The sequence below is a fragment of the Ruminococcus sp. genome, assembly GCF_024691275.1.
GTDB lineage: Bacteria > Bacillota > Clostridia > Oscillospirales > Ruminococcaceae > Ruminococcus.
In genome coordinates this window covers 1-26550 of record NZ_JAILNU010000041.1, presented here as the reverse complement: position 1 = coordinate 26550, position 26550 = coordinate 1, and the positions used below count along the sequence as shown (strand labels likewise).

Annotated in this window: 24 protein-coding genes; 13 read left to right on the top strand and 11 right to left on the bottom strand. The window is 44.1% G+C overall.

Features of this window, described 5'->3' with window-relative positions:
- Positions 1-30 precede the first annotated feature (30 nt).
- From K6G33_RS05225 to K6G33_RS05190, 8 genes are all read left to right on the top strand, one after another.
- Entirely contained in the window at positions 31-1233 is a 1203-nt protein-coding gene (locus K6G33_RS05225) for a glycosyltransferase family 4 protein (protein WP_296777025.1), read from the top strand.
- Positions 1234-1259: 26 nt separating this feature from the next.
- The gene (locus K6G33_RS05220) at positions 1260-2336 is read left to right on the top strand and encodes a glycosyltransferase family 4 protein (protein WP_296777024.1); all 1077 of its coding nucleotides are present in this window, start codon (positions 1260-1262) and stop codon (positions 2334-2336) included.
- Complete coding sequence (locus K6G33_RS05215) at positions 2333-3406, top strand: glycosyltransferase family 4 protein (protein WP_296777021.1); 1074 nt, start codon at positions 2333-2335, stop codon at positions 3404-3406. Before K6G33_RS05220 ends, K6G33_RS05215 begins: the two co-directional genes overlap by 4 nt.
- 399 nt (positions 3407-3805) lie before the next feature.
- A complete protein-coding gene (locus K6G33_RS05210) occupies positions 3806-4270 on the top strand; it encodes an 8-oxo-dGTP diphosphatase (RefSeq protein WP_296777018.1) in 465 nt (154 codons plus the stop codon).
- Between the two features lie 37 nt (positions 4271-4307).
- A complete protein-coding gene (locus K6G33_RS05205; protein WP_296777017.1) occupies positions 4308-5042 on the top strand; it encodes an NTP transferase domain-containing protein in 735 nt (244 codons plus the stop codon).
- Between the two features lie 192 nt (positions 5043-5234).
- On the top strand, positions 5235-6353 hold the full coding sequence (locus K6G33_RS05200; RefSeq protein ID WP_296777014.1) for a phosphonoacetaldehyde reductase: 1119 nt from the start codon (positions 5235-5237) through the stop codon (positions 6351-6353).
- Positions 6354-6550: 197 nt separating this feature from the next.
- Complete coding sequence (locus K6G33_RS05195; protein ID WP_296777011.1) at positions 6551-7261, top strand: response regulator transcription factor; 711 nt, start codon at positions 6551-6553, stop codon at positions 7259-7261.
- 12 nt (positions 7262-7273) lie between these two features.
- Positions 7274-9712 (top strand): sensor histidine kinase KdpD, encoded by a 2439-nt coding sequence (locus tag K6G33_RS05190; RefSeq protein ID WP_296777008.1) that lies wholly within the window; start codon positions 7274-7276, stop codon positions 9710-9712.
- Between the two features lie 76 nt (positions 9713-9788).
- Here the strand turns inward: K6G33_RS05190 and K6G33_RS05185 are convergent, their stop codons facing one another.
- Both K6G33_RS05185 and K6G33_RS05180 read right to left on the bottom strand, forming a co-directional pair.
- Complete coding sequence (locus tag K6G33_RS05185; protein ID WP_296777006.1) at positions 9789-10715, bottom strand: hypothetical protein; 927 nt, start codon at positions 10713-10715, stop codon at positions 9789-9791.
- Positions 10702-11256, bottom strand: coding sequence for an RNA polymerase sigma factor (locus K6G33_RS05180; protein ID WP_296777003.1), 555 nt, complete (start codon positions 11254-11256; stop codon positions 10702-10704). Before K6G33_RS05180 ends, K6G33_RS05185 begins: the two co-directional genes overlap by 14 nt.
- Before the next feature lie 270 nt (positions 11257-11526).
- Here K6G33_RS05180 and K6G33_RS05175 point away from each other — a divergent pair, with 270 nt between their 5' ends.
- Positions 11527-12519, top strand: a complete 993-nt coding sequence (locus tag K6G33_RS05175; protein ID WP_296777002.1) for an SGNH/GDSL hydrolase family protein — start codon at positions 11527-11529, stop codon at positions 12517-12519.
- 45 nt (positions 12520-12564) lie between these two features.
- Here the strand turns inward: K6G33_RS05175 and K6G33_RS05170 are convergent, their stop codons facing one another.
- The 5 genes from K6G33_RS05170 to K6G33_RS05150 all read right to left on the bottom strand — a co-directional run bounded on the left by K6G33_RS05170 (position 12565) and on the right by K6G33_RS05150 (position 18401).
- On the bottom strand, positions 12565-13914 hold the full coding sequence (locus K6G33_RS05170; RefSeq protein WP_296776999.1) for an MATE family efflux transporter: 1350 nt from the start codon (positions 13912-13914) through the stop codon (positions 12565-12567).
- 132 nt (positions 13915-14046) lie between these two features.
- The gene (locus tag K6G33_RS05165; protein WP_296776997.1) at positions 14047-15474 is read right to left on the bottom strand and encodes a glycosyl hydrolase family 8; all 1428 of its coding nucleotides are present in this window, start codon (positions 15472-15474) and stop codon (positions 14047-14049) included.
- A gap of 24 nt (positions 15475-15498) precedes the next feature.
- On the bottom strand, positions 15499-16092 hold the full coding sequence (locus K6G33_RS05160; RefSeq protein WP_296776995.1) for a pseudouridine synthase: 594 nt from the start codon (positions 16090-16092) through the stop codon (positions 15499-15501).
- A 125-nt stretch (positions 16093-16217) separates the two neighbouring features.
- Positions 16218-17276: a dockerin type I repeat-containing protein gene (locus K6G33_RS05155; protein WP_296776993.1), complete on the bottom strand. Its 1059-nt coding sequence runs from the start codon at positions 17274-17276 to the stop codon at positions 16218-16220.
- Between the two features lie 30 nt (positions 17277-17306).
- The gene (locus K6G33_RS05150) at positions 17307-18401 is read right to left on the bottom strand and encodes a dockerin type I repeat-containing protein (protein WP_296776991.1); all 1095 of its coding nucleotides are present in this window, start codon (positions 18399-18401) and stop codon (positions 17307-17309) included.
- A 212-nt stretch (positions 18402-18613) separates the two neighbouring features.
- On the opposite strand from K6G33_RS05150, the gene K6G33_RS05145 reads away from it, so the two are divergent.
- A complete protein-coding gene (locus tag K6G33_RS05145; protein WP_296776989.1) occupies positions 18614-20275 on the top strand; it encodes a hypothetical protein in 1662 nt (553 codons plus the stop codon).
- A 43-nt stretch (positions 20276-20318) separates the two neighbouring features.
- Here K6G33_RS05145 and K6G33_RS05140 read toward each other — a convergent pair whose 3' ends face one another.
- The gene (locus K6G33_RS05140) at positions 20319-21263 is read right to left on the bottom strand and encodes a flavodoxin family protein (protein WP_296776988.1); all 945 of its coding nucleotides are present in this window, start codon (positions 21261-21263) and stop codon (positions 20319-20321) included.
- A 381-nt stretch (positions 21264-21644) separates the two neighbouring features.
- Here K6G33_RS05140 and K6G33_RS05135 point away from each other — a divergent pair, with 381 nt between their 5' ends.
- The 3 genes from K6G33_RS05135 (at position 21645) to K6G33_RS15245 (ending at position 24465) form a co-directional block, all read left to right on the top strand.
- Positions 21645-23699 (top strand): LTA synthase family protein, encoded by a 2055-nt coding sequence (locus K6G33_RS05135; RefSeq protein WP_296776986.1) that lies wholly within the window; start codon positions 21645-21647, stop codon positions 23697-23699.
- Positions 23700-23797: 98 nt separating this feature from the next.
- The gene (locus K6G33_RS05130; RefSeq protein ID WP_296776983.1) at positions 23798-24259 is read left to right on the top strand and encodes a laccase domain-containing protein; all 462 of its coding nucleotides are present in this window, start codon (positions 23798-23800) and stop codon (positions 24257-24259) included.
- Between the two features lie 14 nt (positions 24260-24273).
- Positions 24274-24465 carry a laccase domain-containing protein gene (locus K6G33_RS15245; protein WP_367270477.1) on the top strand — a complete coding sequence of 64 codons (192 nt, stop codon included), beginning with the start codon at positions 24274-24276 and terminating at the stop codon, positions 24463-24465.
- Between the two features lies 1 nt (position 24466).
- Here the strand turns inward: K6G33_RS15245 and K6G33_RS05125 are convergent, their stop codons facing one another.
- The 3 genes from K6G33_RS05125 to K6G33_RS05115 form a co-directional block, all read right to left on the bottom strand.
- Complete coding sequence (locus K6G33_RS05125; RefSeq protein WP_296776981.1) at positions 24467-24655, bottom strand: hypothetical protein; 189 nt, start codon at positions 24653-24655, stop codon at positions 24467-24469.
- Positions 24652-25113 carry a low molecular weight protein-tyrosine-phosphatase gene (locus tag K6G33_RS05120; protein WP_296776979.1) on the bottom strand — a complete coding sequence of 154 codons (462 nt, stop codon included), beginning with the start codon at positions 25111-25113 and terminating at the stop codon, positions 24652-24654. The genes K6G33_RS05125 and K6G33_RS05120 overlap by 4 nt, the downstream gene beginning before the upstream one ends.
- A 400-nt stretch (positions 25114-25513) precedes the next feature.
- A partial coding sequence (locus K6G33_RS05115) for a hypothetical protein (RefSeq protein ID WP_296776977.1) occupies positions 25514-26550 on the bottom strand: 1037 nt, incomplete at its 5' end.

Here is a 26550-nt window from a genome sequence, read left to right as displayed (position 1 = left end):
CCGTTTGGAAAAGGACGATGTGAAAGGCGTATGAATATACTTTTTTTGACTTACGGAAATATTTCTGATATAAATGAACATTCAATATACTGCGACCTTTTACGCGAGTTTATCAGAAACGGACATAAGGTGCATACTGTCAGTGCAGGCGATCACAAGAATGTAAAAAGCGAAAAGTATATGCAGGTCTTCGTTGATATGAATATCGCTCGGTGCAGCAGCAACCTTTTTAAAAAAGGCTTGTCTGCACTTAGTACGGAGAGTAGGTTCGCAAATGCAGTGAAAAAGTATTATCACGATGTTGAATTTGATCTTGTGCTATATACTACGCCGCCTATTACACTGTTCAGTGCGGTCAGATACGTTAAAAAGCGCGATAATGCCTTTTCTTACCTTATGCTGAAAGACATATTCCCTCAGAATGCTGTCGATATCGGCATGATGAGCACTACAGGTGCAAAGGGATTTATTTACAGGCTTTTCAAGGATAAAGAGAAGAAGCTGTATGAAGTTTCGGATATTATCGGCTGTATGTCTCGGGCAAATGCCGAATATATCATTGAACATGAGCCTAAGGTCAGTCCGCAGAAGGTCGAGATCTGCCCTAACAGTATCGAGATAGCCGATAAGAGTATCGGCTATGATAAAAGATGTGCTGTAAGAAATAAATACGGTATCCCTTCCGACAAGACTGTTTTTGTGTACGGCGGAAATCTCGGAAAACCTCAGGGGATACCCTTTATTATAGAATGTCTTGAAAAATGCAGTGATATCAGTGATGCTTTTTTCCTCATCGTCGGCGGCGGAACAGAGTACCATCTGCTCGATGAGTATGCCGAAAAAAGCAGACAGGCAAATTTCAGGCTTATGAAAAGTCTGCCGAAAGAGGACTATGACACTATGGTGGCGGCTTGCGACGTGGGACTCATATTCCTTGACCACAGATTCACTATACCTAATTTCCCGTCGCGCCTTCTGAGCTATATGCAGGCAAAACTGCCTGTTTTAGCAGCGACCGACCCGAACACGGATATCGGAATCGTGATCTTCGATGGGGGATTCGGACGCTGGTGCGAAAGCAATGATGCGGACAGATTCGCGGATATAGTCAGGGAATTCCTGCAATGTGATATATCCTCTTTAAATACAATGAAAGAAAATGGCTTCAAATATCTGGAAGATCATTACAGCTCTGAACAGGTGTATAAGACCATTGTATCGCATATGCAGTGATGCATTCTTTCGGAAAGGACGGTCAAATGAAAAAAGTTGTGCTTCTTGCTCCTACGCCTCCGCCTGTCGGAGGCATTGCTGCATGGACAATGAGAATGCTGGCGGCAAAGCTGCCCGATGACTGGCAGGTCGAAGTCGTTGACGAAAAGATCATTGGCAAAAGAGAATTCTTCGGCAGCAAGACCAGACTCAACGTTCCGTCGGAGATCAAGCGCTGTCTCGGTATATGGGGCGGACTGAGAAAAAAGCTCAGAGACCGCGACGCTAAAGTGGTACACGCCTGTATACCTGCAAATACCATGCCTGTTCTGAGAGAGCTCGTAAGTGCAGTGATAACAAAAATGAAAAGACGAAAATTTGTCATTCATTTCAGATGTACTGTGCCTAATCAGGTCAAAACCGGATCAAACAGGTTCGCAGTCAAAATGCTGTGCAAAAAAGCTGACTGCGTAATGGTGCTTAACAGACAAAGCGAAGAGTTTATAAAAACTCTTGTGGATACCCCTGTCAGAGTGATACCAAACTTCGTTGACGCAAAAGAGATAGCGGCTGAGCACAATATCTCCGATGAGATACGCCGTATCCTCTATGTGGGAGGTGTGGTCGAGACAAAGGGCTGCCTTGATATCATTGAAACTGCAAAGTGCTTCCCCGATATCGAGTTCGTCATGGTCGGAAATCCTGATGATGTATGCGCGAAGGCTGCTGAAGGGGTTCAAAATGTAAGACTGACAGGCGTGAAGTCACATGACGAGATAGCAGATGAAATGGCGGCGGCTGATGTTTTTTTCTTCCTGACATATTTCAGCGCAGAGGGATTTTCAAATGCTCTGGCTGAAGCTATGGCGGCAGGACTTCCGTGTGTGGCGACCGATTGGGCTGCTAATAAGGACATGATCGAGGACAAGGGCGGTGTCGTTGTTCCGATAAAAGATGCCGATGCAGTGAAAAAAGCTGTTGAATACCTCAAAGATCCGATGATAAGAAGAAAATGCAGCAGCTTCAATATTACCAAGGTGCGCGAAGTGTACAGAGACAAAGTTGTGCAGATGCAGTACGTGGATTGCTATGAGGAGCTGACGGACAGGAGGAGAAATAAGTGAAGACTGTATTCCTGTGTACACCTACCTTGCTGAATGCGGGAGCTCAAAGATTCGTGACCGAGCTTGCCTGCAATCTGGACAGGTCAAAATTCCGCCCTGTAGTTGTCATCAACAATTACCTCGACAAGGAGGCAGCTTTCTATAAAAAGCTCGTCCGCGAGGGGATAACGGTCATAGATGTCAGCGGCAGGACTGAGGTGTTCAAAGCCGTAAAAGCTATCAAAAAGGAAAAGCCTGCTGTGATACATACAAATGTGGGCTCGGGACTGCATATGCTGCTGCCGATAATGCTGTCGGGTACAAAGGCAAAGCACCTGTTTACCACGCACAGTATGGCGTACAGGCTGTTTCACGGCATGAAACGAAGGATAATGGAGTATGCTTTCAGCCGTAAAAAGGTCATCCCGGTTGCTATCTGCGATACCGTAAGGGATTCTGTTGCCGAGGAGTATAAGCTAAGCAAAAATGATATCGAAATGGTATATAACGGTGTCGATACAAAACTGTTCGTGCCGAATAATGCCGAGAAAAACAGCGGCACATTCACTTTTATCACCACGGGAAGAGTCGAAGCAGTGAAAAACCATGCGCTGCTTATCGAAGCCTTTGAACTGTTCAGCAAAAAGTTCCCCGAGCCGTGCCTGAGAATACTCGGCGGCGGTGAGCTAATGTGTGAAATGAAGACTAAAGCCGCTGACGCAGGCTTGGCGGAAAAGGTGATATTTGAAGGCGATCAGAGCAATGTTGCCGAGTTTCTGGAGAAGTCTGACGTTTATTGCTGCACATCTAAGGTGGAAGGACTTCCCATCGCTGTCCTCGAAGCTATGGCTTGCGGACTTCCTGTGGTAACTACTGCTGCCGGCGGTGTGGCCGATATCGTCAGAAACGGCAGGAACGGCTTCGTAACCGAATCTGACCCGCAGGCGATAGCCGATAAAATGGAAAAGCTGTACAAAGACGAGATGCTCAGACGTGCAATGTCTTCCGAGTCAAGAAAAATGGCTGTGGAACTGGACATCAGAAAGTGCGCAGAGGGCTATGAAAAGCTGTATGAAAAGTATTCAAAATAAATATCAGAGTATAAACACGCTTCATGTTTATGATGCGTGTCAGTTAGTCAAAAAATATCTTTATATAAAGGAACGCCTTCACTTACAAGGCGTTCCCTCTTAAAAAACAGTCCACTGGACTGTTTTTTAATTCACTCTTTGCGAAGCGCCTTCGTAATATTTCGCTGTTCTCTGAAAACTGTGAACAGTGACCAGAGGCGCTGCCTCTGGACTCTGCCAAAGGAACTCAGTCCCTTTGGAATCCCGTTATTAGTTAAACCCGACTTTTTAACAAGCAGACACGCTTCATGTTTATGATGCGTGTTTTTTTGTATGTGTGGTATTGCGGTATTTGGTTATTGATATCAGTCTCAGAATGTGGTATAATTTTATGTGAAAATATATGGAACGGTGAGTGTTATGGATAGAACTTCAAAGGTAGAACTGACTAATATGTGCCTTATCTACGATGATAAAAGAGTGCTCGTGCAGGAAAAGAAGGGACTGAAAGAAAAGTACAGGGGAGGTCTTGTGTTCCCCGGGGGACATATCGAGCCTGATGAATCCATTCTGGATTCAGTTGTCCGTGAGATGAAGGAAGAAACAGGTCTTACCATATTCAATCCTAAGCCGTGCGGCTTCAAGGACTGGATACTTGAGGACGGTACAAGATATATCGTTCTGCTTTATAAGACGGATAAGTTTGAAGGCGAACTGAAAAGCTCCGATGAGGGAAGAGTTTTCTGGCTGGACAGAAGCGATATCGACAGTGCGGAGCTTATCTGGAACATGAGGGAGCTGATGCAGATCTTCGAGACGGAAAGCTTCAGCGAGTTCTTTTTCAAAATAGAAAACGGAAAATATGACGGAAAGCTTCTCGGTTAATGCGGGAAAGCTGCACTGATATAAAGGAGTTGCCGATATGAAAGCATTGATACTTAATTCGGGGCTGGGAAGCCGTATGGGCGCGATGACAAGTGTGCACCCGAAATGTATGACGGAGATCGCAGTGGGGAAAACAATACTCAGCCGTCAGCTGAAAATGATCTCTGATGCAGGTATTACAGAGACAGTAATGACTACAGGAGCTTTTGATGATGTTCTCATGAGCTATTGCAGAAGCCTCGATCTTCCGCTTAATATCACCTTTGTGAAGAACCCTGTTTATGACAGGACAAACTATATTTATTCTATCTACTGCGCAAGAGAGCGACTGAAAGATGAGGATATCGTTCTTATGCACGGTGATCTTGTGTTTGAGGAGTCTGTATTCGATGATGTTATAGCTTCTTATGTGAGCTGCATGACTGTCAGTTCAGTGCTGCCTTTGCCTGAAAAGGACTTCAAGGCGGTCATCTCCGACGGGAGAGTGCAGAAGGTCGGCATTGAGTTCTTCGATGACGCTGTTGCAGCTCAGCCGCTGTACAAGCTCTTGAAAGAGGACTGGAACAAGTGGCTCGGCGGTATCGTTTCGTTCTGCGAATCAGGCGAAGAAGCAAAGAGAAAATGCTATGCGGAAAATGCTCTCAATGAGATCGCGGATAAGAATATTTTTGCACTCGATTTTGAAAACAGACTTTGCGCGGAAATCGACACGCCCGAAGATCTTGCAGATGTTTCGGCAAAGCTTGCGAAAAAGAATAATATTGTAAATTGAAATAGAGATCAAAGAACCCGTTAGCCGTTAACTAATGTGTTGACTTCAGCGAATAATTATAATGAGTGCCGTAAGCGAAAGCAGATCAACGATTTCGTACAGAGGGGCGCGTGAAACAAGCAGCAACGTGGCAGGGGGCAGCGTCACGCGGCGGCTAAGGGCTTTATTATACACTAACGGAGGATATTTGATATGCAGGAAATTATGAAAGCAAGCGAAAACTATTCGGAGCTTGATGAGTACTTTTCAAAGTCGGGGGCTGAGCGCATCATGCTCGTATGCGGTGCATCTATTGAAAAACTGCGCATAAATGAGTATTTTGAAACTCTTGAAAAACGTTCGGGGATAAAAGTAGTGAGATTCTCGGATTTTCAGCCAAATCCACGTTACGAGTCCGTAGTTGAGGGCGTCAGAGCCTTTCGTGAGCATAAATGCGAGCTTATTGCTGCTGTGGGCGGCGGAAGTGCCCTCGATACTGCAAAGTGCATAAAGCTGTACAGCAATATGGACGACAGCTCCGAGTATATAAAACAGACGATCATACCTAATGATGTGCCGTTTATTGCGGTACCTACCACGGCAGGCACGGGAAGTGAGGCGAACCACTTCGCAGTGATATACCTCAATGGCGAAAAGCAGTCCGTGGCTGATGACAGCTGCATACCTTCAGCAGTGCTTTTCGATGCAAGTGCTCTCAGGTCACTTCCTGTCTATCAGAAAAAAGCAACTATGATGGACGCACTCTGCCATGCGGTAGAGGCGTACTGGTCGGTTAATTCCACTGACGAGAGCATGGAGTACTCGCGTTCGGCTATAAAAATGATAATCGCTAATAAAGACAGATATCTCGTCAACGACGATGACGGAAACACAAATATGCTCAAGGCTGCTAATATCGCGGGTAAGGCAATAAATATAACCCGTACCACGGCGGGTCATGCCATGTGCTATAAGCTTACTACATTGTACGGGATATCCCACGGCCATGCTGCGGCTCTGTGCAATATGGTGCTGATACCGCATATGCTTGCAAATATCAGCAAATGCAGCGATATGCGCGGAACGGAACATCTCGGTGAAGTCCTCTCAGGCATTGCTGAGGCTTTGGGCTGCGGCATGGAAAGCCTCCCGCAGTTCTTTTCAGGGCTTGTCAGTGAGCTGGGACTCGCTGCACCGAAGATGAAGTCCGATAGCGATATTGACATACTAAAAAAATCTGTTGATCCTGTGCGCCTGAGAAATCACCCCGTCTCACTGAGTGCGGAGGATATAGAAAAGCTTTACAGGCAAATATTGATGCAGGAGCAGTAAAGCTGATGAGGTCATAAGTACTGCGGATATAATGTCTTTCTAAGGTAGCCGAAAGGCTGCCTTTTGAAATCTTAAGAAAATCATAAGAAATTCATCAGCCTGATAATAAGATTTGTTATTTATAATATTGACAGAAGAACGGCAGAGAGGTAAACTTGATGAGTATGGTCACCATTTGCCGATGAAAGGATTTTATCATGATAAATATTGAAAACTCTTCTATACTCGTGGTCGATGATGACCACGATATCGTTAACGCTATTGCTGCCCTGCTCTCGCGGGAGGGCTATAAGATATATAAGGCGTATAACGGTCTTGAAGCTATTGATTCACTGATGCAGAACGATATACAGCTCATACTCATTGATGTTATGATGCCGAAGCTGGACGGTCTGTCCGCTATGATGAAGATAAGGACTACAAGGAATATCCCCATCATCGTGCTGTCGGCTAAATCCGAAGACAGCGATAAGATACTGGGCCTTTCAATGGGCGCAGATGACTACATAACCAAGCCGTATAATCCTATGGAACTCGTGGCTCGTGTGCAGTCTAATCTTCGGCGATATCTGACCCTCGGTGCTGCGGAAGGCCTCAAAAATGACAATGTGCTGCGTCTGGGAGGCCTTTCTCTGGACAGGGACGGAAAACAGGTGTCTGTGGACGGTTTGCCCGTAAAGCTTACCGCTACTGAGTACAGGATCACCGAACTGCTCATGGAAAATGCAGGCCGTATATTCTCTGCCGAGGAGATATACTCCAGAGTGTGGAACGATGAGTCCTATTCCGTTGAAAATACCGTTATGGTACACATTCGTCACATCAGAGAAAAAATAGAGATAAACCCCAGCGATCCGCGATACCTGAAAGTGGTCTGGGGAATAGGATACAAAATGGAGAAACAATAGGAGTGATCTTTTATGATCTTGAAAAAAAGAATATCAAGAGTCATAGCATTTATAATTTCCTGCGTTATCACAGGTGTATGTTTGTTTCAGTTCTTTCATATTGTCAATGATAATGTTCGTGAGATAGGTGATCGCAACGAGCGCACCGATGTTCTGGACTCGGATAAGTATACAGACGATATGAACTATCTTTTCGATCAGCTTTGGGCTCTGAGCAACATATACCTTCGCAATACCGATAAAACCGGTAAATACACTTGTTCAAAGGATTATGAAAAGTCGCTGCGTGATACGCTAAGTGATCTTGAACTTATTACAGATGACGGCAAGGTAGATATCAAGAACCCGACAGGATTTGAATACTATGCAAGCTGTGGCGACAGAGTTCTCACAAACACTAAAATGACCACTGATGAGCTGAAAACAGATTATTCTATGCAGTATGTCAAGGGCTGGAACAGCGTAATACCAAAGGGGATGCATTGGCTTCATGGTTCGGAAAAGTACTGGTATACCACAAATTACGGTATGACTTATTACGGATTGGGCGGAAATCTTCCACTAAGAGCTGTTGCCATTTTTGATTTTGATACTACAGGTCTTGACAGCTACAGAGATTATAACGGAGCTGAAATATTCTATAAGACAGACGGCAGCACACCTGTTCCAGGTATCAAAGGAAGCAATGCTACAGTGGCTGACAGAGAAGCTTATAATGCTTTTAATCCCGATTCTGAGAAAAAAGTCATTCTCCCAAGCGAGAGGTATGATGAAAACGGGAATTATATAGGTGCATCCAATAACGATGGCGAAGAAACATATACTGAAATAAATGATATGGCAGATGTGACAGATACGGATGTTTATATGTTTTATGATAAGAGCAGCCGCGAGTGGTTCAAGGTAAATAAAAATGTATTCACTCAGAATGAACAGAATGACAGGGACATTACTATCTACATCAAGCCAACAAATAGTATGATCGCCGAGTATGAACAGTACTCAAAGCAACGTGAAGATACAGAGCAGCATAGTGTTCACTCTTTAATGATGCTCATACCGTTTGCAGTCATTGCGGGTGTGATAGCTCTTATATTGCTGGTTTGCTGTGGATATAACGAAAAAGAAAAGAAGTTCACTATATCCATGATGGATAAGATATTTGCAGAACTGCCTGTGCTTCTTATAATTGGTGCTATTGCAGGTGTGGTTCTGACATTAGAGCATTTTGAACGTTTCATGGATATGTTTGATAAATATTATCCTAACTTCGATATGAGCGCATTTATTTTAAGCGTTATACTCACCTCCGGATATGCTGTTGGTCTTGGATGTATCATAACACTTGTTACACGCATTAAATGCCGAGAATTCTGGAAGAACTCGCTGACAGGAAGAATAATTTTGTACTGTTGTCGCAAGATAAAAAAAGTAATTTCGGCTTTTGATAAAAAACATCTTGAAAAAAACATTTTCACACGCAGATTCATTATCCGCACAGCAATAGCTGTAGTAATTGAATTGTTTATCGCTGCTATAACACTTTCGTCAAGGAATGAGAATGGATTTTTACTCTTATCTTTCATTGCATTAGTGGGATATGTCTTTTTAAGTATCCGCGATCATGAAGCAGTCGCAAGTGTTGCACAGCAGATATCGGATATGAACGGCGGTGACTATTCTCCGAGGACAGTTGCCGATAATTCTCCTGCTTATAGTATGACAAACAACCTCAACAATATATCCGACGGCATAAAAACAGCAGTCGATAAGCAGGTGCAGTCCGAGCGAATGAAGATAGAACTGGTAACAAATGTGTCCCATGACCTCAAAACGCCGCTGACCTCCATAATAAGCTATATAGACCTGCTTTCTGCTGAGGACATGAGCCCTGCCGCAAAAGACTATGTAGCTGTTATCAGTCAGAAGTCCGACCGCCTTAAATCAATGGTCTCCGACCTTTTTGATCTGGCAAAGGCTGCGAGCCGAACAGATGTGAACAGTGAACAAATTGATGCAGTTATACTTACTCAGCAGGTGCTGGGAGATATGGCTGATAAGATAAATAGCTCGGGCAGAGATGTCCGCACAGATATAAGTAATCAGTCGGCACCTGTTGTGGCTGAGGGAAAGAAGCTTTACCGCGTTTTACAGAATCTTATCGACAATGCACTGAAATACTCTATGGACGGTACAAGGATATATGTCACTCTTGTCAATGACAGTGCTTATACAAATATTTCAGTGAAGAATATATCCGCTGAGGAAATGAACTTCACTCCCGAGGAGATAACAGAACGCTTTACAAGAGGTGATAAGTCCCGTACCACCGAGGGAAACGGTCTGGGACTGTCTATCGCTAAAAGCTTTACAGAAGCCTGCGGCGGTATATTTGAGATAGTCATCGACGGCGATATGTTTACGGCAAATGTTAAGCTCCCTCTTATATAAAGCAGAAAAGAAAGATGATAATAAAAAGTCCGCTCTATGAGTGGACTTTTTTACTTTATCTGCCGTTTTCGACGTTTTATTCATCATATGAAGGGTTGGTGAAAAGGTAGTATTCGTTTGTATCAAACAGCCTTACCGCTACAGCTTCATTCCTGTCGGTGTCTGTAAGGTCATACACTTCCATAGTATAGCACTGGATTTGGGAATCGGTTACTTTTATCTTAACTGTGGACATATATATTCTTCGGCGGTCTATCCTTTCAGGGGAAACGCGCGCTCCCTGCTTTACATAATAATTCAGTTTGTCCGTTTTTACCTCAACAGTTGCTGCTGATGAACGGAAGATCTCTTTTATATCAAATGATTCGGTATTATTTATGGTTGTGACCGACATATCATGCGGTCCTGTTGTGCATACGACAACACCCGTCCTTGTGGTATGTTCCGAACTTATTTCTGTTGGATTTTCAGGGTGCGTATGTGTTTCAGCTCCCTCACCTTTTGAGAGAGTTACTTTCGTGGTAGTCTTGGGGAGAGCAGTTGACGAAACATTGGCATTTGAACTTGATGACACCGTAACAGCCGATGAAGATGTTGCGGTGACTGCCGTTCTTGCAGTGGTCGTAAGTCTTGTATGGGACGCTGTGAAGGCAGTTGATGCTGAGGATGATGTAATGACAGCAGTTTTTGTGGCAGTGCTGCTTTTCACGGGAGCAGTTGTTGTCTTTGTCACTGATGTGCTTGTTTCAGATGTGGTGATAACTGTGCTCTGAGCAGTGGTAGTCTCGGTGGAGGCTATGATATCACTGTCATAGGGTACTTTTACAGATGATGAGAAACGCCATACGCCGATCCCGACGATGACAGCTGCACACATACCGGAAAATGCATATGTGATATGACGTATCTTAGCGGCTCTTTTCCTGCGCTGTGCAAGTATCTCGTCGCCCTTTTCAAATACTCTCTTTGCGACTTTCAACGTAGTTTCGTCATATTCCCTCATATCTGAAGCCCTCCTTTTCCAGAATATTACGCAAAGACTCCTTTGAACGATAGAGAAGATTCCTTACCTGTCTTTCTGATCTGCCCATGATCTTAGCCGTTTCTGTGTTGCTGAAATTCTCGAAGTATACCAGATACAGTACCTGCCTGTAATCATCTTTCAGCTTTTCCAATGCCCTGAGAAGCTGTATCTTTTCTTCATTACGGATATAATCCCGCTCTATATTCTCTTTATCGGCAGCATCATAGAAATTGTCAAGCGGTATCGACGGGTGCTTTGCGAGCTGCTTTAGCTTGTCCAGCGCAGCATTCTTTCCGATCGTGAAAAGCCAAGTTTTAAAGGAGCATCTTCCTGCAAACCGCGGCTTGTCTACATAGAGCTTTACGAAAGTCTCCTCTGCGGTTCCCTCAGCAAGACCGAAATCGGTTATGTAATTGCTGAGAAACAGCACGAGGCTTTCTCTGTAATCGCTGATTATATCAATAAGAGCATCTTTATCACCATCAAGGAAACGGCGGTAGCTACTTGCACCGTTATCCATATAATACTCCTTTCAAAAGGGAGATGATCTTGTCTCTTTAATTATTAGACGACAAAAAGCGTGAAATGTCTCACTTTAATTATATTTTTGCATATGTAATGTGGAATGTCAATGGAATTTTTTAGTTTTCGGAAAACTGTGTGCGGCAAAATTATTGCTATTTTTTTAATTATATGCTATAATGATTGCAAAAGCATTCATTTTATTTTGTCTTAATGCCCTTGCAGATAAACAAATCAGGCAATTTTTGCATATAAGGAGAGGAATATTATGTTCGGAAAGATCACAGCATTTATAAGTGCAGCAATACTGTCAGCTTCGCTTGTATCATGTTCTATGACGGAATCATCTCAGAAAGAAGTAAAGCATAATACAGAAGTTCCGCCCAAGATGCTGTTCCTCGGCGATTCTATCGCGGCAGGATACGGGCTGGACGGGTATACGTCTTCCGATAACTACCACTGCCGTTCCTACTCAAATATACTTAAAGAAAAATATGAGACCGAGCTTAAAGGCAAATGCGAACACGTAATGGTGAATAAAGCCGTTTCGGGAGCAACTTCGTCTGACCTTGTCGAGCTTATACAGAGCGGTGAACTGGACAGCGACCTGAAAGACAGCGACGCTATCGTTATTTCTATCGGCGGCAATGACCTGCTGGGCATTGTTCTGAAAGCTATGGCAAGTATGGGCATAACAGATGCAAGCTCATTTGATTATGAGAATTTCGACTTTTTGGGTGCGGCTTCATCTTTGCTCAGCATGGGCGGAGATGTTGATAATGCTCTTACAAAGTTCGACAGCAATCTCAAGATCATAGCTGTTGAGCTCTGCAAAAGAACAAAGGGAACTGTCTTTATACAGACTCTTTACGACCCGCTGGAATACTTCAGCAGCGTCAAAATGGTAACGGATTTCTCCACCGATAAGATCGGCAAGCTCAACTCTATCATTTCTGACAATTCTTCAAGCGGGTATACCGTGATAAATGTTGCAGCTGATTTCAAGGGGAGAGCAGGCGAGCTTACCAATATGAGCTCGTTTGATATACACCCGAATGAAAGCGGCCATGTTGTTATAGCCGAAGACGTTGACGCAGCTTTCCGTGCAGCAGGTTTCAGCTATACTACCACGGAAGACGGAGGTCTCGTGCTCACAGATCAGGCGGAACTGGCTATTGGTATAGGTGTACTTGGATCGGTTCTGGTGCTGTGTGGTATCATCGTTTTGACAAAACGCGGAAAAAAGAATAAGAATAAGTAAAGATAAAGCCCGAAACAGTCCATATCCGACTGTTTCGGGCTGATCTTATGTGCGTTCCTCTGAAGACATGGCGCTTTTGTTGAAATGGCGGTATGCTGCAAAGCACATGATTATCTGCAATGCGGTCGAGCAGGGTATGGCGAGTCCGATGAGGAACAGCGAATCTCCGCCTATCTGCTGCATGAGAAATGCTACGGGTATCCTTACGAGAAATGCTCCGCACAGACCTTGCAGCATTACAAATTTTGTCTTTTCGATGCCGTTGTAGTATCCGATAAAACAGAACAGGAAACAGGTCTGCAAGCAGTCTATCGCATAGGCTTTAAGGTAATCCCACGCTGCCCTGACCGTGTCGGCTTTTCCTGAGAATATTGATGCAAGAAGATCGCCGCGGAAAAATGTGAGCAGAAACATTGCAATGCCGAATGCAAAGGATACGATGATACCCGTTTTCAGAGCCTTCTGCGCTCTCGGGAGCAGTCCCGCACCGTAATTCTGCGCCACGAACGCTGTCATGGACTGCATAAAAGCAAGAGGTACGAGCATAATGAACACGCATACCTTCTCCGCAACTCCCACACCTGCCGAGGCTGTAACGCCAAGACGATTGACTATGGCGAGCATTACCAGAAAGGATATGCCTACAAGAAAATCCTGCAATGCAATGGGACTTCCGATGCGGAATATAACAGATGCATAGCTCTTGTTAAGCTTTATATCCGACTTGTGGAACTCAAACGGAAGCTTCGCGCGGCGTATCATTATAAGCGACACAAGAACGCTGATAAGCTGTGCGGCTACGGTCGCAAGTGCAGCTCCCGATGCTCCGAGCTTGAAGACTGCCACAAATAAAAGGTCGCCGATTATATTGAATACACAGGCTATGCCGACCGCTATGAGCGGCGTTTTTGAATCCCCGAGACCGCGGAAAATACTGCCGAGGAGATTGTATGCGGTTATTATTACAAATCCGCCGCCGCATATCCTTATATAGTTTACGGTTACTTCAAAGGCTTCCTTTGGTGCCTGCATGACAGCGGCAAGCCCTGATGCACCGATAAAGCTTATCACTGTTAAGATAAGTCCTGTAAGTGCGAAAATAACAAGTCCTGTTCCGATAGTCCGCGCTGCTTCCTCGGGACGCTTCTGTCCGATACGCTGGCCTACGGCTACTGTGATGCCCATTGAAAAGCTGACTATGAGATTTGTCAGCGTCGTGATTATCTGCGAGCCCGTTGATACTGCCGAAACATCTGCTGTTGTGCCGAATTGTCCGACTACGAGCAGATCTACAGCTCCGTACATCGCTTGCAGGAACATGGCGAAAAGTACAGGCAGCATGAATTTAAGCAGCTTTGATAAGATCGCACCACTTGTGAAATCATTGTTTTTCATTTTGACCTCCATAAAAAAACGGATAAAACAGCAGATTGAGCATCTGCGGTCTTATCCGTCGTTGTGAGTTTGACGAATGCCGTTCTGAATCGGCTTTCACATTATATCACAATCTTTTTCATGTGTCAATTGTCAATTGCTCTGTTGTCTGAGCAGCTCGCGCTTCATAGCACAAAGGTCGAAAACATCAAGTCTGTTATCGTCGATGAAGTTGGCTGCCTTCCAGTCTTTCAGGTCGGTGCTGCTGTTGAGCAACCATTTCTGAACGGCTGTAACATCTGCGATATTGAATACACCGTCACAGTTGACATCGCCCATAACAGGTTCGGCTTTACTTTCGGGAACTATCCAGCCTCCGTCATCGACTATCAGGCAAAGCATAGTGATAGTATCGCCGTAATAAGCGTCGTCCTCATATTCAAGACACATTTTTCGCACCTCGTTATGCCATGTTTTGTCTTCGCTGCAGGCTGCTGCTATAATAAAAGGTGCATCAAAGCAAAGGTCGTTCCAGTCGGAAATCGCTTCTCCTTTGGGTGTGTAGCCAGCCATTATCTCCCATGGGTCGCCGCCTGTCTTATTTATTATGAAGGAGTTGAGCGCGTCGGCAAACTTCTTTGCGTCTGCATTTTTGTTTATAAGGCAGTCCATACTTATTCGCCACGGAGTTCGGCAGGAATTGTAATAGTAGTTGCCGTCGTTTTCGCTTTCAAGGAAGTTTGCAGGGGCTGGTACAAAGCTGCCGTTTTTGTCCTTGATGATGAAATCAGGCAGTATACCTGTTCCGTATGCGTCTGTGATGCTGTTTATGATACTGTATGTGCCGCTGTAGAGCTTCAGCCAGCGGTCGTCGCCTGTGGCTTCGGCAAATACAGGCATATACTGCACGATGAAGTCCGAAGAACGGGTGGCTGAATAGTATTTGTCGCCCTTTTCTACATCATACGCCCAGTCGCCAAGACGCAGCAGCCATTCCTCCTGATTCACGTCGTATTTCATGATGTCGTTGATAGCGTCTATTGCTGCCTTTTTGTAGTTTATCACGCCGCTGCTGCCCCATATCTTGTCTGCCATGAGCAGAGAGTAGGCGATGTCAAGGTCGCCGTCGGTCGCGGAGTCGGCTCCGTTGGAGTTGACAAGTGCGGAACCGTTGTCGGATTGCTGCCATGCCATAAGATTATGCCCGATGCTGCTGGGATATGCCTTGTAATAGCGGTACATACCGTCAAAGATTTCCTTCGCTTCGCTGTCGTAGTCTGCCATTGAAGCTGCTATGAGCATTCCGTAGCCGTGCGCTTCGGAAACAGTCACAGGTACTTCGTGACCCGCTTTGGCATAGGTTTCATCACCGTAAAATACATAGTACTGGGTTTCATCGTGGGAGTATGGGTTCTTCACAAGGTATTTGCTCTTCCAGTAATCGTAGAAGCGGAGTGTCTCGTCGGAAAGCCTGCTTATCTCCGTGGGAGCGGCTGCAAGAACAGTTGCAGATGCTGAAGCAGAATTGACTATGACGAGCGCTGAGATGACTGTAGAAGTGATGGTCCTGAAAAGTTTCATATTATTCCTCCGATCTGTAGTGCGTTACGTTTTTAGCAGTTTAAGTTCGTTTGGGGTAAGCTGACGGTATTCTCCTTCTTTCAGGGAAGGGTCAAGGGAGAGGGCTCCGATCCTGTCGCGGCGAAGATAGAATATCTTGCAGCCGACAGCCTCAAGCATCCTTTTGATCTCATGCTTTTTTCCTTCGCAGATAGTAAGAGTTGCGGAAAAGGCAGGTCCCTCAGGATTTTTCATGTATTTCTCATGCTTTTCATCAGGTATGAACTCTTCAAGGCTGCGTATGCGGTATTCTTTCCCGAAGCAGAAAACAGCGTTTTTTGTTGTGAAATTAGCCATAGGTATGCCGTTTTCAAGAAGCTGTATCTTTTCGTCGCTGATACTTCCTACAGCATAGAAAAAATACGTCTTGCTGATATGCTTTTCAGGCTGCATTATCTTCATGTCGAGGTCGCCGTCGTCGGTGATTATCAGCAGTCCGCAGGTGTCCTTGTCAAGTCTGCCCACAGGGTGGAGCCTGTCCGTCAGCTCGGCAGGAAAGTAGTCCATTACAGTTCTGTGTACCGCGTCACGCCGCGCAGTTACACAGCCCTGCGGTTTGTTGAACATATAATACAGCATATTCGCTGCCTCCTGTTCTTCATTCTGTATCCTAAAGTATATCATTGTTAGTGCAAAAAGTCAAACATGATCTTCCGTTCATGCGGAAAGCGCCCTCATATCATGAGGGCGCTCGTTTTTTATATTCAGTTCTGTGAAGCAAGCAGCGCTTTTTTCATGAGTACAAGATCGAACACATCAACAACTCCGTCTTGGCAGATATCAGCTGCCCGCCAGTTCGTAAGCTCGTATATACGGTTGCCGAGAAGCTGCTTTTGCAGCATGACCACATCGGCTACGTTGAATTCTCTATCGAGATTCAGATCGAAGTCCGTACCTTTTGTGATCTTCAGAGTTGTCGGCTGTATCATACCATTCTGTATTGTATAGCTGATATAGCTTTTATCATAGCCATTTGTCCTGATAATGTCAACGTATACGGATTCAGGAATGGTCACGCCCGTCATAGGATACCAAATGCTGCTTTCAACCGAGTAGATCTTCTGTGGAACAGGTGCGTTTTCCGAAAGGAGTTCACCTTGTGCGTATTTGATGCAAGCCGTGTCTATAAATGTTGAATCGGTTATTTTAACAATATCGTCATTATTATATAGCGGCATATACAATGATTGGCAAAAAGCTCCGTCGCCTCGTTCAATGGAATACTCAAACCAGTAGTCTTCATCAAAGAATAGGTGCATATCATAATATACTACAGGAACGATATCCGATAACGTTTTTATTTCATATGTAGCTGTTTTGCTGTCGGAAGTTGTTATGCTCATGCTTCTTGAATCTGCTTCTCTGTCGAATGTCATAAGGCTGTTTAAGCGGATATCTACAGTATTATCGTGACATTCGATCAGGTAACTGATGGCTTGGATATGAGCAAGTGTACCGCCGTATGGGAAAAATATCTGATACTTCCCGTCAGGGACAGGAGTGAAATAATAGCCGTCTTCATTTTTCCAGCTGCATGAGAATTCATCGCAGGTAGTTACGTACAGTTCTTCGTCATACATACCGATATATATGCAGTCATCACGGAGCTCTATCTTTGTAGGGCAGAGGTCTGAAAGCCCGATATTTCCTGCGGTAAGAATGCGGGCTTCGTCGGCTGAGTGTGCAATGGAAGCAGTGAAGAAATTAGACATGATACAGAGAGAAAATACGAATGATGTAAGTAAAGATATCATTTTTTTCATAAATACCACCCTTTCAGTGTGAATATATTATCAGGAATCCAAGGCGATAAGAGCTTTTTTTAGTTGTATCAGGTCAAAAACATCAAGAACTCCGTTGTTGTTCATATCAGCTGCTCTCCAGTTGAATACGTAAGAATCGTCATTTCCAAGAAGGTATTTCTGAAACTGCAAAACGTCCGCTATGTTAAAGTTTCCGTCTGCATTTATATCGTTTTCAGGACATTCGGTTTTTTTCAGAGTTGAAGGGACAGGATCGTAGCCTTTATAGTCGATCTCATATACTTTTGTTTTTTTATCCTCGCAAAGAATTATCTTTAATGATCCGTCAGGCGGAGATTCGCTGTATATAACGGGGGAGATATCGAACTCCTTTGTCGGCAGACCCTTTTTGCCGATAGAAGGAAATTCATTGTTCGACATATTGTTGCCATAGCTCCTTTCATACTTGTCACCAACTAAGTACCACGCTTCGGCGTTCGGTTCGTTTGAGGTTATCATGGATTCTTCGGCGACATTTGCTGCGGTGCTGCCTTCTCTGATATAGTACAGAAATATCGGGTCAAGACCGTTGGAAAGGCAGACATTGAGATAGAAAGCTCCGAATATTGAGCCGAAATCTCCATAGTTCGTAAAGGAGATATCGTTAGGCAGGAAGCTTTCGATCACTGTGCTGTAGTTTTCGCCTTTCGATTCGTATAATTTGTGCATTCCCTCGATGTTTACGATGCTGTTGTTTATAAGTATCTCATACGCGAATGCCTCAACGGGCGGGAACCATATAGAATTTGGCTTCGGCGGTTCACAGGGAATATCGCGGACTATTGCGACAACATACCTTCCGTCGTTCAGAGGTCTGAAAATAAATGCGTCAGATGATCTGCTGAGGTGTATCTCTGACTGCGTACTGACAAGTATTTCTGTATTTTCAAATTCTGTCGTGAATAATATGGCATCTCCGTCAAGCTCAACGGTGATACCGTCAAAACTGACAGCACCCATATTTCCTGCGGTCAGGACAGGCTTGTCATCGGCTGAGTCTGCAATGGGTACGGCTGCGGAGAGCATAATGGATACAATGCAGAGCGTCATTGCCATTGAAGTGATAAAAGACATCAGTTTTTTCATAAATACCACCCTTTCTGTAAGCTTTTTTGCGGATATACCTATCCACTTTAAATTTAACATTTCACTTTGCATATGTCAATATTTATGAGTAGGAATTAACATAAAATTTATAATATTATCCGCTGTATACCAAAATTACGGTGATTATCTCTTGAAAAAAGCCTGTATTCATGATATAATATAAAAAATTATACAAGGAAAGGTGTAGTATCATGTCAAATTCGCAAAACAATGACATAAGAAGCTTCAGTTTGCTATCTCCTGACGAAAACAGCATCTATTTCAAAATCGGAAAAAATGCAGAAAATGACCTTTCTATCGGTTTTATCGCAGAGAATATCACCGGAAATTCAACTGAATATTCCGTTATAAAGCGTATACTCCTTGAAATGCCTGTGGACGAGCGTACAATAAACTACCGCAGGGAGGTATATTCCGAGCTTAAAGATGACGAGGAACTCTGTGAAGAGCTTTATCATATATTCGATGCAATGCGCTTCTATTCAGCGGACAGTGCTCCGAAAATTGACAGCGGTTCAACCATGATGGAGCTGCTGACCAGACTGAAAGCACTTGAAGGCTATATAAACTCTGTTCTGAAAATAAAAGAAGTTATTGCGGGACGTGAATTCAGATCAGAGGGTATGAAAAGGTTCGCAGGCTATATCAGTGAGCTTTATGACAATAGCGGCTTTGACGAGCTTGCAGAGGATATTTCGGCAGTATGCGATGATATAAACAATATAAAGAGTATCACCATAGGTGTTAATCTCGATAATGAGTTCTATCCTAAGGAAACAGGAATATTGACACTTAACAGCTTTTATTTCGAGCGTCACGGCGTTCTGAAACGCTTCATTAACTTCCATAAAGACAGGATAAACGATAAGGAGCTTCTGCCGTTCAGCATGGAAATGCACAAAGATGGACTTGACTGGATGGAGCAGAAATACCGCGGTATACCTTCACCAACGAATCGCCCAACGGACAGTCCGCTTATGAATAATCTCAATACCATTATCGAACGTATGCTGCCTTCAATGTCAGGAAAGCTGAAAAAGGTACTGAACAGGTATGTCGATGTCAGTGGAAAGGCGCTTTCTTCTCTTGCTGACGAGCTGCTGTTCTATCTGCGTTTTATCGAACTGGAAAAGGAACTTATCAAACTTGGCGTACCGTGCTGCGGCGGCAGTGTATCGGCTGACGACACGGTACTGAAGGATTTCTATAATGTTAAACTAGCTATATGCCGCATGAAAGGCACTGTCGAAGAGGATATCGTCTGCAATGATATGGAGTTTACAAAAGAAAGGACAGTGCATATACTTACAGGTCCTAACCGCGGAGGCAAGACTATTCTCACTCAGGGAATAGGACTGCTTTTCCTGTTGTATCAGAGCGGAGTATTCGTTCCTGCCGCATCTGCCGTGATACGTCCATGCAGCGGTATATATACGCATTTTCCTGTAGATGAGGCGCAAACAGTCTCGCTCGGACGCCTTGGCGAGGAAGCGGAGAGATTCAACGAGATATGCAGGACTGCCGACAGTGAGAGCCTGCTGCTGTTTAATGAGTCATTTGCAACTACGAGTCATACAGAGTCACTGTATATTGCGGAGGACGTTATAAAGTACCTTTGCTGTCTGGGCACGAGAACTTGTTTCAACACCCATATGCATGAGCTTGCAGAAAATGCTGCTTTACTCAGTAGTGCGGAAAAGGCGGTGTGTAAGGCGGTAAGTGTCGTCATGGAAAACAACAACGGCGAGCGTTCGTATAAGATAAGCTATAAAAAGCCCGACGGTAAGAGCTATGCACATGAGATAGCCTATAAATACGGCATTACTTTTGAACAGCTCAGCCATAATCTGTAAACATAAAAAGACCGTATCATATGATACGGTCTTGTCTTTATATTCAGATGCCTTTGAATGTGATCTTTGTGTATTTCGGAAGCCGTTCCTCAACTGCTTTTCTCTTTTCGGGATCGGCAAAGAATCCGCCCTGAACATCGGCTATCTCATCACAGTGTACGCCTCTGCCTTCTTCGGTAGTACGGTCACGCTCAAGTCCGTTGGCAGCAATGACGAATTTCCACTTTCCGTCCTCTGTCTTTTCAAGATCACCGCCTGCGCCGCATACAGCACATTCTATCGGATACTGCAAGCCGCCCCACTGCTTTTCACCTAAGCATAAGCAGTTGCTGTGGCAGTTCGGACACCAGCCTGCTTCGGGATCGCCTAACCATTTGCGCTCCGCAGCAGGTGTATTAAGAGCCTTCATGACATTTCTTCCTATCTCATTGGCACGGGCAAGCATTTCGTCGTGCAGAAGCACCTGCGCGGGAGCAGGTACCTGTGTTGCCATGAACATATCCACAACTTTGAAGCTGTTTGTCACTGTTGTGACCTGCATACACTCCAGAGCCATCGACTGCCATGAACGGGTAGAACCTCCCACAGCTATAAGTGCGCCCACTCGGTCGCGGGGAGCTATTGCACCTATCTTTGTGAGAAATGCTGATTCATAAGCAAGATTACGATGCATAAACTTCAGGAATAAAGACGACGGCATCAGAGCATACGTCGGTGCTGAAAAGATAACTGCGTCCTGATCGAGCATTACCTTCATGATCTTGTCTTTGTCGTCCTTATCTTTCAAAGAACAACCGGTGTTCTTGCCTAATGACATTCCCATTGTACAAGAAGTACAGCCTGTACAGTCGAGCAAATTGTAATCCTTGAGATTTATCATTGTCACTTCTGCGCCTTGTTCCTGACAAGCGAGCAAAGCTTCTTTGAGCAAAATCTCACTGTTGCTGTTTTTTCTGCCTGCTGTTACGCCCATTACTTTAAATTTCATACTGTAATCACTCCTTTTGGTATGAGATCACTTTCCGTGAGGGTTGGTGACTTCGGTTGGTACGTTTTTGGTGTTTGTGAATAATTGTGCGATTATATTACTGTTTAATAAGGAGATAATTGCTATGATAATGCTTTTATGATATCATTTTACTTCATTTTATGAAAAAAATCAAGCGATAAATATTACAATTATATAAACAAAAAATTGTAATTATTAAGACTTGAAAAATACTCGAAAATATGGTAAAATATTTCTTATAGTTTGTTTGGACGTTCTTATACGGGAAATGAAATATAGTGCTTTTTAACTGCCTTTTTGCACTTGTTGATTTATTTATGTTGAATATGTTCCTGTATCTCGAATGTAGGAGGTATGCATATGAAGTTGTATGACGAAAACAAAAAAATATCTGAATTGGATATTTTTAAGTGGCTTCATTTGTATTGGGAAGGGATCAGGGAAAACTCTTTCCTGTGGAAGATCATTGTGGTCGTTCTGGCTATAGCTTCATCTGCGGCGGCAATAATGCCGTTTAGTGACGTAATGGCGGCTTCAAAAGCTGTTATGTGTGCGGGTTTCCTTGCGCTTTGCACGATCGTGCTTTTCCTTCCGTTTCGTTCGCCTGTCAGGTCGTTCCACTGGGATTACCGCTGCGTATTCATTTCGATCTATGGGTACATGATCTATCGTACTGTAAATACCCTCTTGTATATGATAGAGGGCGATTCGGCTGAATTCCAAAATTACTGGTCTATGTACTGGTTCATCAATTTCCTTGCATTCGGTGCTGTATTGCAGTTGAATCTTCTTATACATAAGCTCTACGCTAAGAAAGACAGGAGAGTATTGAAATTATACGAGATGATGATAAAATATTCTCTCTTTTCAAGAATAAAGGTCAAGAACGAGCGTAAAGCAAAGAAGTATACTATAATCAATACTTCCTTATTTATGATCGGTATAACACTGTTTACAGCGTCAAAATATCTGGACAGAAATTTTAGTGCCATGGATATGGATACCATTTTTTTCACGATACGCTTTGCGAACGGCAGCTACAGCTCCGATGTCAGAAATGCGATCATTTTGATGGCGGCTGCTGTGATACTTGTCGCTTTACTGTTTATGATAATGGTCTACCGCAGGGAAAAGGCTGATGTACTTTTGTCCAGAAGTCCTGACAGGAAACAGTCGTTAGAGATGAAGATATCATATTCTCCTAAATGGATCGTATACCTTTTATCTTGCGGTGTGTTTGTGTGCGGAATGTCGAGGATATGCGATTCTTTGGATCTGCTTACTTTTATAAAGCGTAACTTGACTGTGTCTTCGATATATGAGGAGCATTATGCAGCTCCGACGCAGGATATTATCCATTTCCCGGATAAGAAAAAGAATCTGGTGTATATCTATATGGAATCCTTCGAGAATACATATACATCTTTTGAACACGGCGGCAATCAGCCTAAAGACCTTATACCTGAAGTATATGAGCTTGAGAAGGAAAATATCAACTTTTCAAATGGTTCGGGAGTCGGCGGTCAGTCTGTATTCTTTCCGTTAATTATGTATACTATGGGTTCTACAGTTGCTCAGACCAGCGGCGTTCCGCTGACATCTGTCCTGAAGCTGGAGCATAATAATATGGCGGCTAAGATGTCCTCGATGCTCGGTTCGCTGAGAAGACTGGAAGATGTCCTGCACGATGAGGGCTATAATCAGCTGTTTATACGAGGCGAAAATACTAATTTTGCCGGATATAATACTTATGTCGGACGTTATGACAACAGTAAAGTGTATGATGTTAAAAATGCAATGGCTGACGGTAAAGTTCCCGAGAATTATATCCATCCGTGGGGATTACAGGACAGCCTGCTGTTCCCACTGGTAAAAGAACATATTGATGAGCTTGCAGCACAAGATGCTCCTTTCTGTGTATCAATGTATACCGTTGATACGCACTCGGTCGAAAAGGGTATGCGCTGTGAGCTGTGTGACCCGAAAATAAAGAATGATTTTGCTGCGGCTATAAATTGTTCGTCCCGTCAGACGGCAGACCTTATCAAATGGCTGTCCGAAAAGCCTTATTGGGAAGATACGGTCGTTATCATTGTCGGAGATCACCTCTCGGAACTGTGCATTGACGGGGTGAGATTTGACGATGACGGATACCTCAGAACTACCTGCAACTGCATAATCAATTCTCAAAAGGTGCCTGTTTATGAGAAAAACAGAACGTTCTGTGCAATGGATATGTTCCCGACTACTCTTTCGGCTATAGGCTGTACAATTGACGGGGACAGGCTTGGACTCGGTACAGACCTGTTTTCGGATACTCCGACACTGTGCGAGGAGATGGGCGCCGATATTTTTGTAGAGGAAATACAGAAAAAATCCGAGTTTTACGACGAAAACTTCATAGGCAAAAAATAACGAATGATATGATAAAAGCTCCATGCCTTTATTAGCGGCATCGGAGCTTTTTGAATTATATGCGGTCGGTAATACGACACTGTGCAGGAGGTCCTTTAATGAGAAAAGATATCATAATTGATGACGGATTTGCATTCGGCGGTTTTACTGCCGGAAATTCAGGGGTGTGGACAAGAGAAAAAGCTGATGATCCTCCGTCGGAGGATTATATTTCCCTGAGCAAAGAGCTCGGCGTGTCTGTCGGCAGGATCGTGAGACCTTATCAGGCGGGCGGGGAAAAAGTTGCCGTCGCAGGCTTTGAGCACGGAGGCTGCGGAGTTGTCAGGGAAGACCCCTTTACCGTAACTGACGGCCTTGTGACAAATTGCAGGGGACTGGTGCTGAGTATTATCGCTGCGGACTGTGTACCAATATATCTTTATGATGAGTCGGTAGGTGTTATCGGGCTGCTTCACTGCGGCAGACAGGCTGCGGCCGGTGATCTCCTGCGAAACGCTGTTGAAACTATGACGAGACTTGGCGCTGCTGCGGAGCGGTGTCTTTCAGCGAAAATGAACTGAAAAGTATATTCAGTATGAACAACGATCGCTTATACCTCAGTCTTGGACGCGCTATATCGCTTAAAGCCGGGCAAGATGGTATTTGCTGCAACAATATTCGCATGACAGGCATATGTACCTGCTGCGGAAACTCATATTATTCCTATCGACGCGGAGATCGCGGCAGACAGAATCTGGCTTTTTTTATGATGAAAGACGAGAAATAAGTCATTCGTTCCATTCTATAGCTTCGCCTTTGCGGATATTGTGCTGAGTAAGATAATTATCCGATATTTTCAGCCATTTCTCAATGCCGTTTTCATTACGTACAAGAACACTGCACATGGGTTCTTCGTTTTCGGGAACTCCCTCACAGCCGTAGTCTTCTTCAAATATTTCAAGTACTGTGTATTTCATAATATTTCCTCTCTAAGGTAGTCAAGAAGTCCTTTGCAGCCTTCCTCGATATCGGCGTAAGCAGTGGCAAAATCTCGGCTGTACCATGGGTCTGAAACATCATTGCTGCGTCCTGCAAAGGTAAGGAGCTTGTATATTTTTCCGTCTTTGTCATTGTCGAAAATTCGGTTCATGTTGCGGATATTTGCCGTATCCATGCCAATGAATAGGTCGTACTTTTCGTAATCGCTCTTCCTCAGCTGCACCGCTGTCTTGCCCGAGCAGCCGATACCATGTACGGAAAGTTCCGAACGTGCAGGCGGATAGACGGGATTGCCGAGCTCCTCAGTGCTGGTCGCGCTTGATGCAATGAATATGTCATCGCTGAGACCTGCGTCTGTTACAATTTTTTTCATTATAAACTCTGCCATAGGCGAGCGGCAGATGTTGCCGTGGCATACGAACATAACTTTTATCATACGTTTTTTCCTCTCTGATTTGCTCTGTATTGCCGTATTTTGCGCGGTATATCGAAGCTTTTCTTTCCTACTACCAATTTGGCAGAACAAGGCGATAACTACAAAACGCGGCAAGTTTTTGCAAACTGCGGACATCGTTAGTAGTAAAATAGTAGTAGAAATCGGGGTGTTTTACTACTAAGGATTTTTGCGGAGTGTCCGCACTTATCGCAAGTAGTAGGAGTTTTTTACTACCAATTTTACTACTAAGGTGTATGTGTCTTACTACTAAGCTTCTATATGTACCCTACTATTATACTTCATATGCTCTGAAAAAGCAAGCCGTTTTCCACATATACAAAAAATCCCCCTTACCAAAGGAACTGTTACATTCCAATGATGAGGGGGATCGTGCTGTTATTCAGGGCGTTGCTGATTCCGTTTCAAGATTGATCCTTTGCTCCTGATACAACTCATTATCAAACAATTCAGGCTTATCACCGATAAACGCCTTTGCCGCTTCTTCATCACCCTGCAACTGCCACATGAGCCACGCTGTCACATATCCGTCAGCAGAATACAGCATATGGCTGTGTTCGCAGTCATTCTTCCTTGCCATTGCTTTCGGTGCGGTGATCTGCTCATACATCTCAGGCATCTTTTCAGTCGGAATGACCGTTTTCATCTCAAAATCGCCCTTTGTGCCTGCGACCATGAAAATGGGAATATTCACCTTTGATATATCGTAATCCCATTCAAGACTTACCGACAGCTCCGGATTTGTGGGACTTTCCGCAACAACAGTCTTATACAGATCACTGTGCTTGGTATCTGTCACGGTATTGATCGCACCCACACCGCCCTGAGAATGACCAAGAGAACCGATGTTGTCGGTATCTATCTTCTGATAGAAAATGCTCTCTCTGTCATTATTGCATTTGAGCAGAAAACTCAGGCTCATATCCGATGCAAAACCGTTCCACGAATATGCCTCATCGTTGCCGATAACGATAAAGCCCCAGCTTGCAAAATGCTCAAATACAGCCTTTGCCTGAGAGCCTTTCACACCCGTTCCGTTGCTTACTACAATAACAGGATATTTCCTTTCCGCAGAGGTCAGTTCTTCGGGGTAGTATATCTCATATTTATCATAGTTCTCAAGCACCTTGTATTCGATGTATGCGGTTTTATAGGCGCCGTTTTTGAGATACTTCGCTTCGATCTCACCGCCTGTTTTTACAGTCTCGGTGTAATTCTTCGGAACAGCAAGCGAAAATACACTTTTTATCAGCAGCAGCACAACAAGCACGATGATGACTATGTATGCTAAAATAAAACTGAGCCAGTTAGCCTCAAAATGATAATAAAAAAATGAGCCACTAAAATAAAAATCCTGTATAATAAGAGAAAGAGCTTGTGTACAGGAGGAACAAGGAGTGGCAATAGCAATGGAGATCT

Coding starts and splice junctions, on each gene's coding strand:
- K6G33_RS05225 (WP_296777025.1), top strand. CDS start 31: ATGAATATACTTTTTTTGACTTACGGAAATATTTCTGATATAAATGAA.
- K6G33_RS05220 (WP_296777024.1), top strand. CDS start 1,260: ATGAAAAAAGTTGTGCTTCTTGCTCCTACGCCTCCGCCTGTCGGAGGC.
- K6G33_RS05210 (WP_296777018.1), top strand. CDS start 3,806: ATGGATAGAACTTCAAAGGTAGAACTGACTAATATGTGCCTTATCTAC.
- K6G33_RS05205 (WP_296777017.1), top strand. CDS start 4,308: ATGAAAGCATTGATACTTAATTCGGGGCTGGGAAGCCGTATGGGCGCG.
- K6G33_RS05200 (WP_296777014.1), top strand. CDS start 5,235: ATGCAGGAAATTATGAAAGCAAGCGAAAACTATTCGGAGCTTGATGAG.
- K6G33_RS05195 (WP_296777011.1), top strand. CDS start 6,551: ATGATAAATATTGAAAACTCTTCTATACTCGTGGTCGATGATGACCAC.
- K6G33_RS05190 (WP_296777008.1), top strand. CDS start 7,274: ATGATCTTGAAAAAAAGAATATCAAGAGTCATAGCATTTATAATTTCC.
- K6G33_RS05185 (WP_296777006.1), bottom strand. CDS start 10,715: ATGAGGGAATATGACGAAACTACGTTGAAAGTCGCAAAGAGAGTATTT.
- K6G33_RS05180 (WP_296777003.1), bottom strand. CDS start 11,256: ATGGATAACGGTGCAAGTAGCTACCGCCGTTTCCTTGATGGTGATAAA.
- K6G33_RS05175 (WP_296777002.1), top strand. CDS start 11,527: ATGTTCGGAAAGATCACAGCATTTATAAGTGCAGCAATACTGTCAGCT.
- K6G33_RS05170 (WP_296776999.1), bottom strand. CDS start 13,914: ATGAAAAACAATGATTTCACAAGTGGTGCGATCTTATCAAAGCTGCTT.
- K6G33_RS05165 (WP_296776997.1), bottom strand. CDS start 15,474: ATGAAACTTTTCAGGACCATCACTTCTACAGTCATCTCAGCGCTCGTC.
- K6G33_RS05160 (WP_296776995.1), bottom strand. CDS start 16,092: ATGCTGTATTATATGTTCAACAAACCGCAGGGCTGTGTAACTGCGCGG.
- K6G33_RS05155 (WP_296776993.1), bottom strand. CDS start 17,276: ATGAAAAAAATGATATCTTTACTTACATCATTCGTATTTTCTCTCTGT.
- K6G33_RS05150 (WP_296776991.1), bottom strand. CDS start 18,401: ATGAAAAAACTGATGTCTTTTATCACTTCAATGGCAATGACGCTCTGC.
- K6G33_RS05145 (WP_296776989.1), top strand. CDS start 18,614: ATGTCAAATTCGCAAAACAATGACATAAGAAGCTTCAGTTTGCTATCT.
- K6G33_RS05140 (WP_296776988.1), bottom strand. CDS start 21,263: ATGAAATTTAAAGTAATGGGCGTAACAGCAGGCAGAAAAAACAGCAAC.
- K6G33_RS05135 (WP_296776986.1), top strand. CDS start 21,645: ATGAAGTTGTATGACGAAAACAAAAAAATATCTGAATTGGATATTTTT.
- K6G33_RS05130 (WP_296776983.1), top strand. CDS start 23,798: ATGAGAAAAGATATCATAATTGATGACGGATTTGCATTCGGCGGTTTT.
- K6G33_RS15245 (WP_367270477.1), top strand. CDS start 24,274: ATGAACAACGATCGCTTATACCTCAGTCTTGGACGCGCTATATCGCTT.
- K6G33_RS05125 (WP_296776981.1), bottom strand. CDS start 24,655: ATGAAATACACAGTACTTGAAATATTTGAAGAAGACTACGGCTGTGAG.
- K6G33_RS05120 (WP_296776979.1), bottom strand. CDS start 25,113: ATGATAAAAGTTATGTTCGTATGCCACGGCAACATCTGCCGCTCGCCT.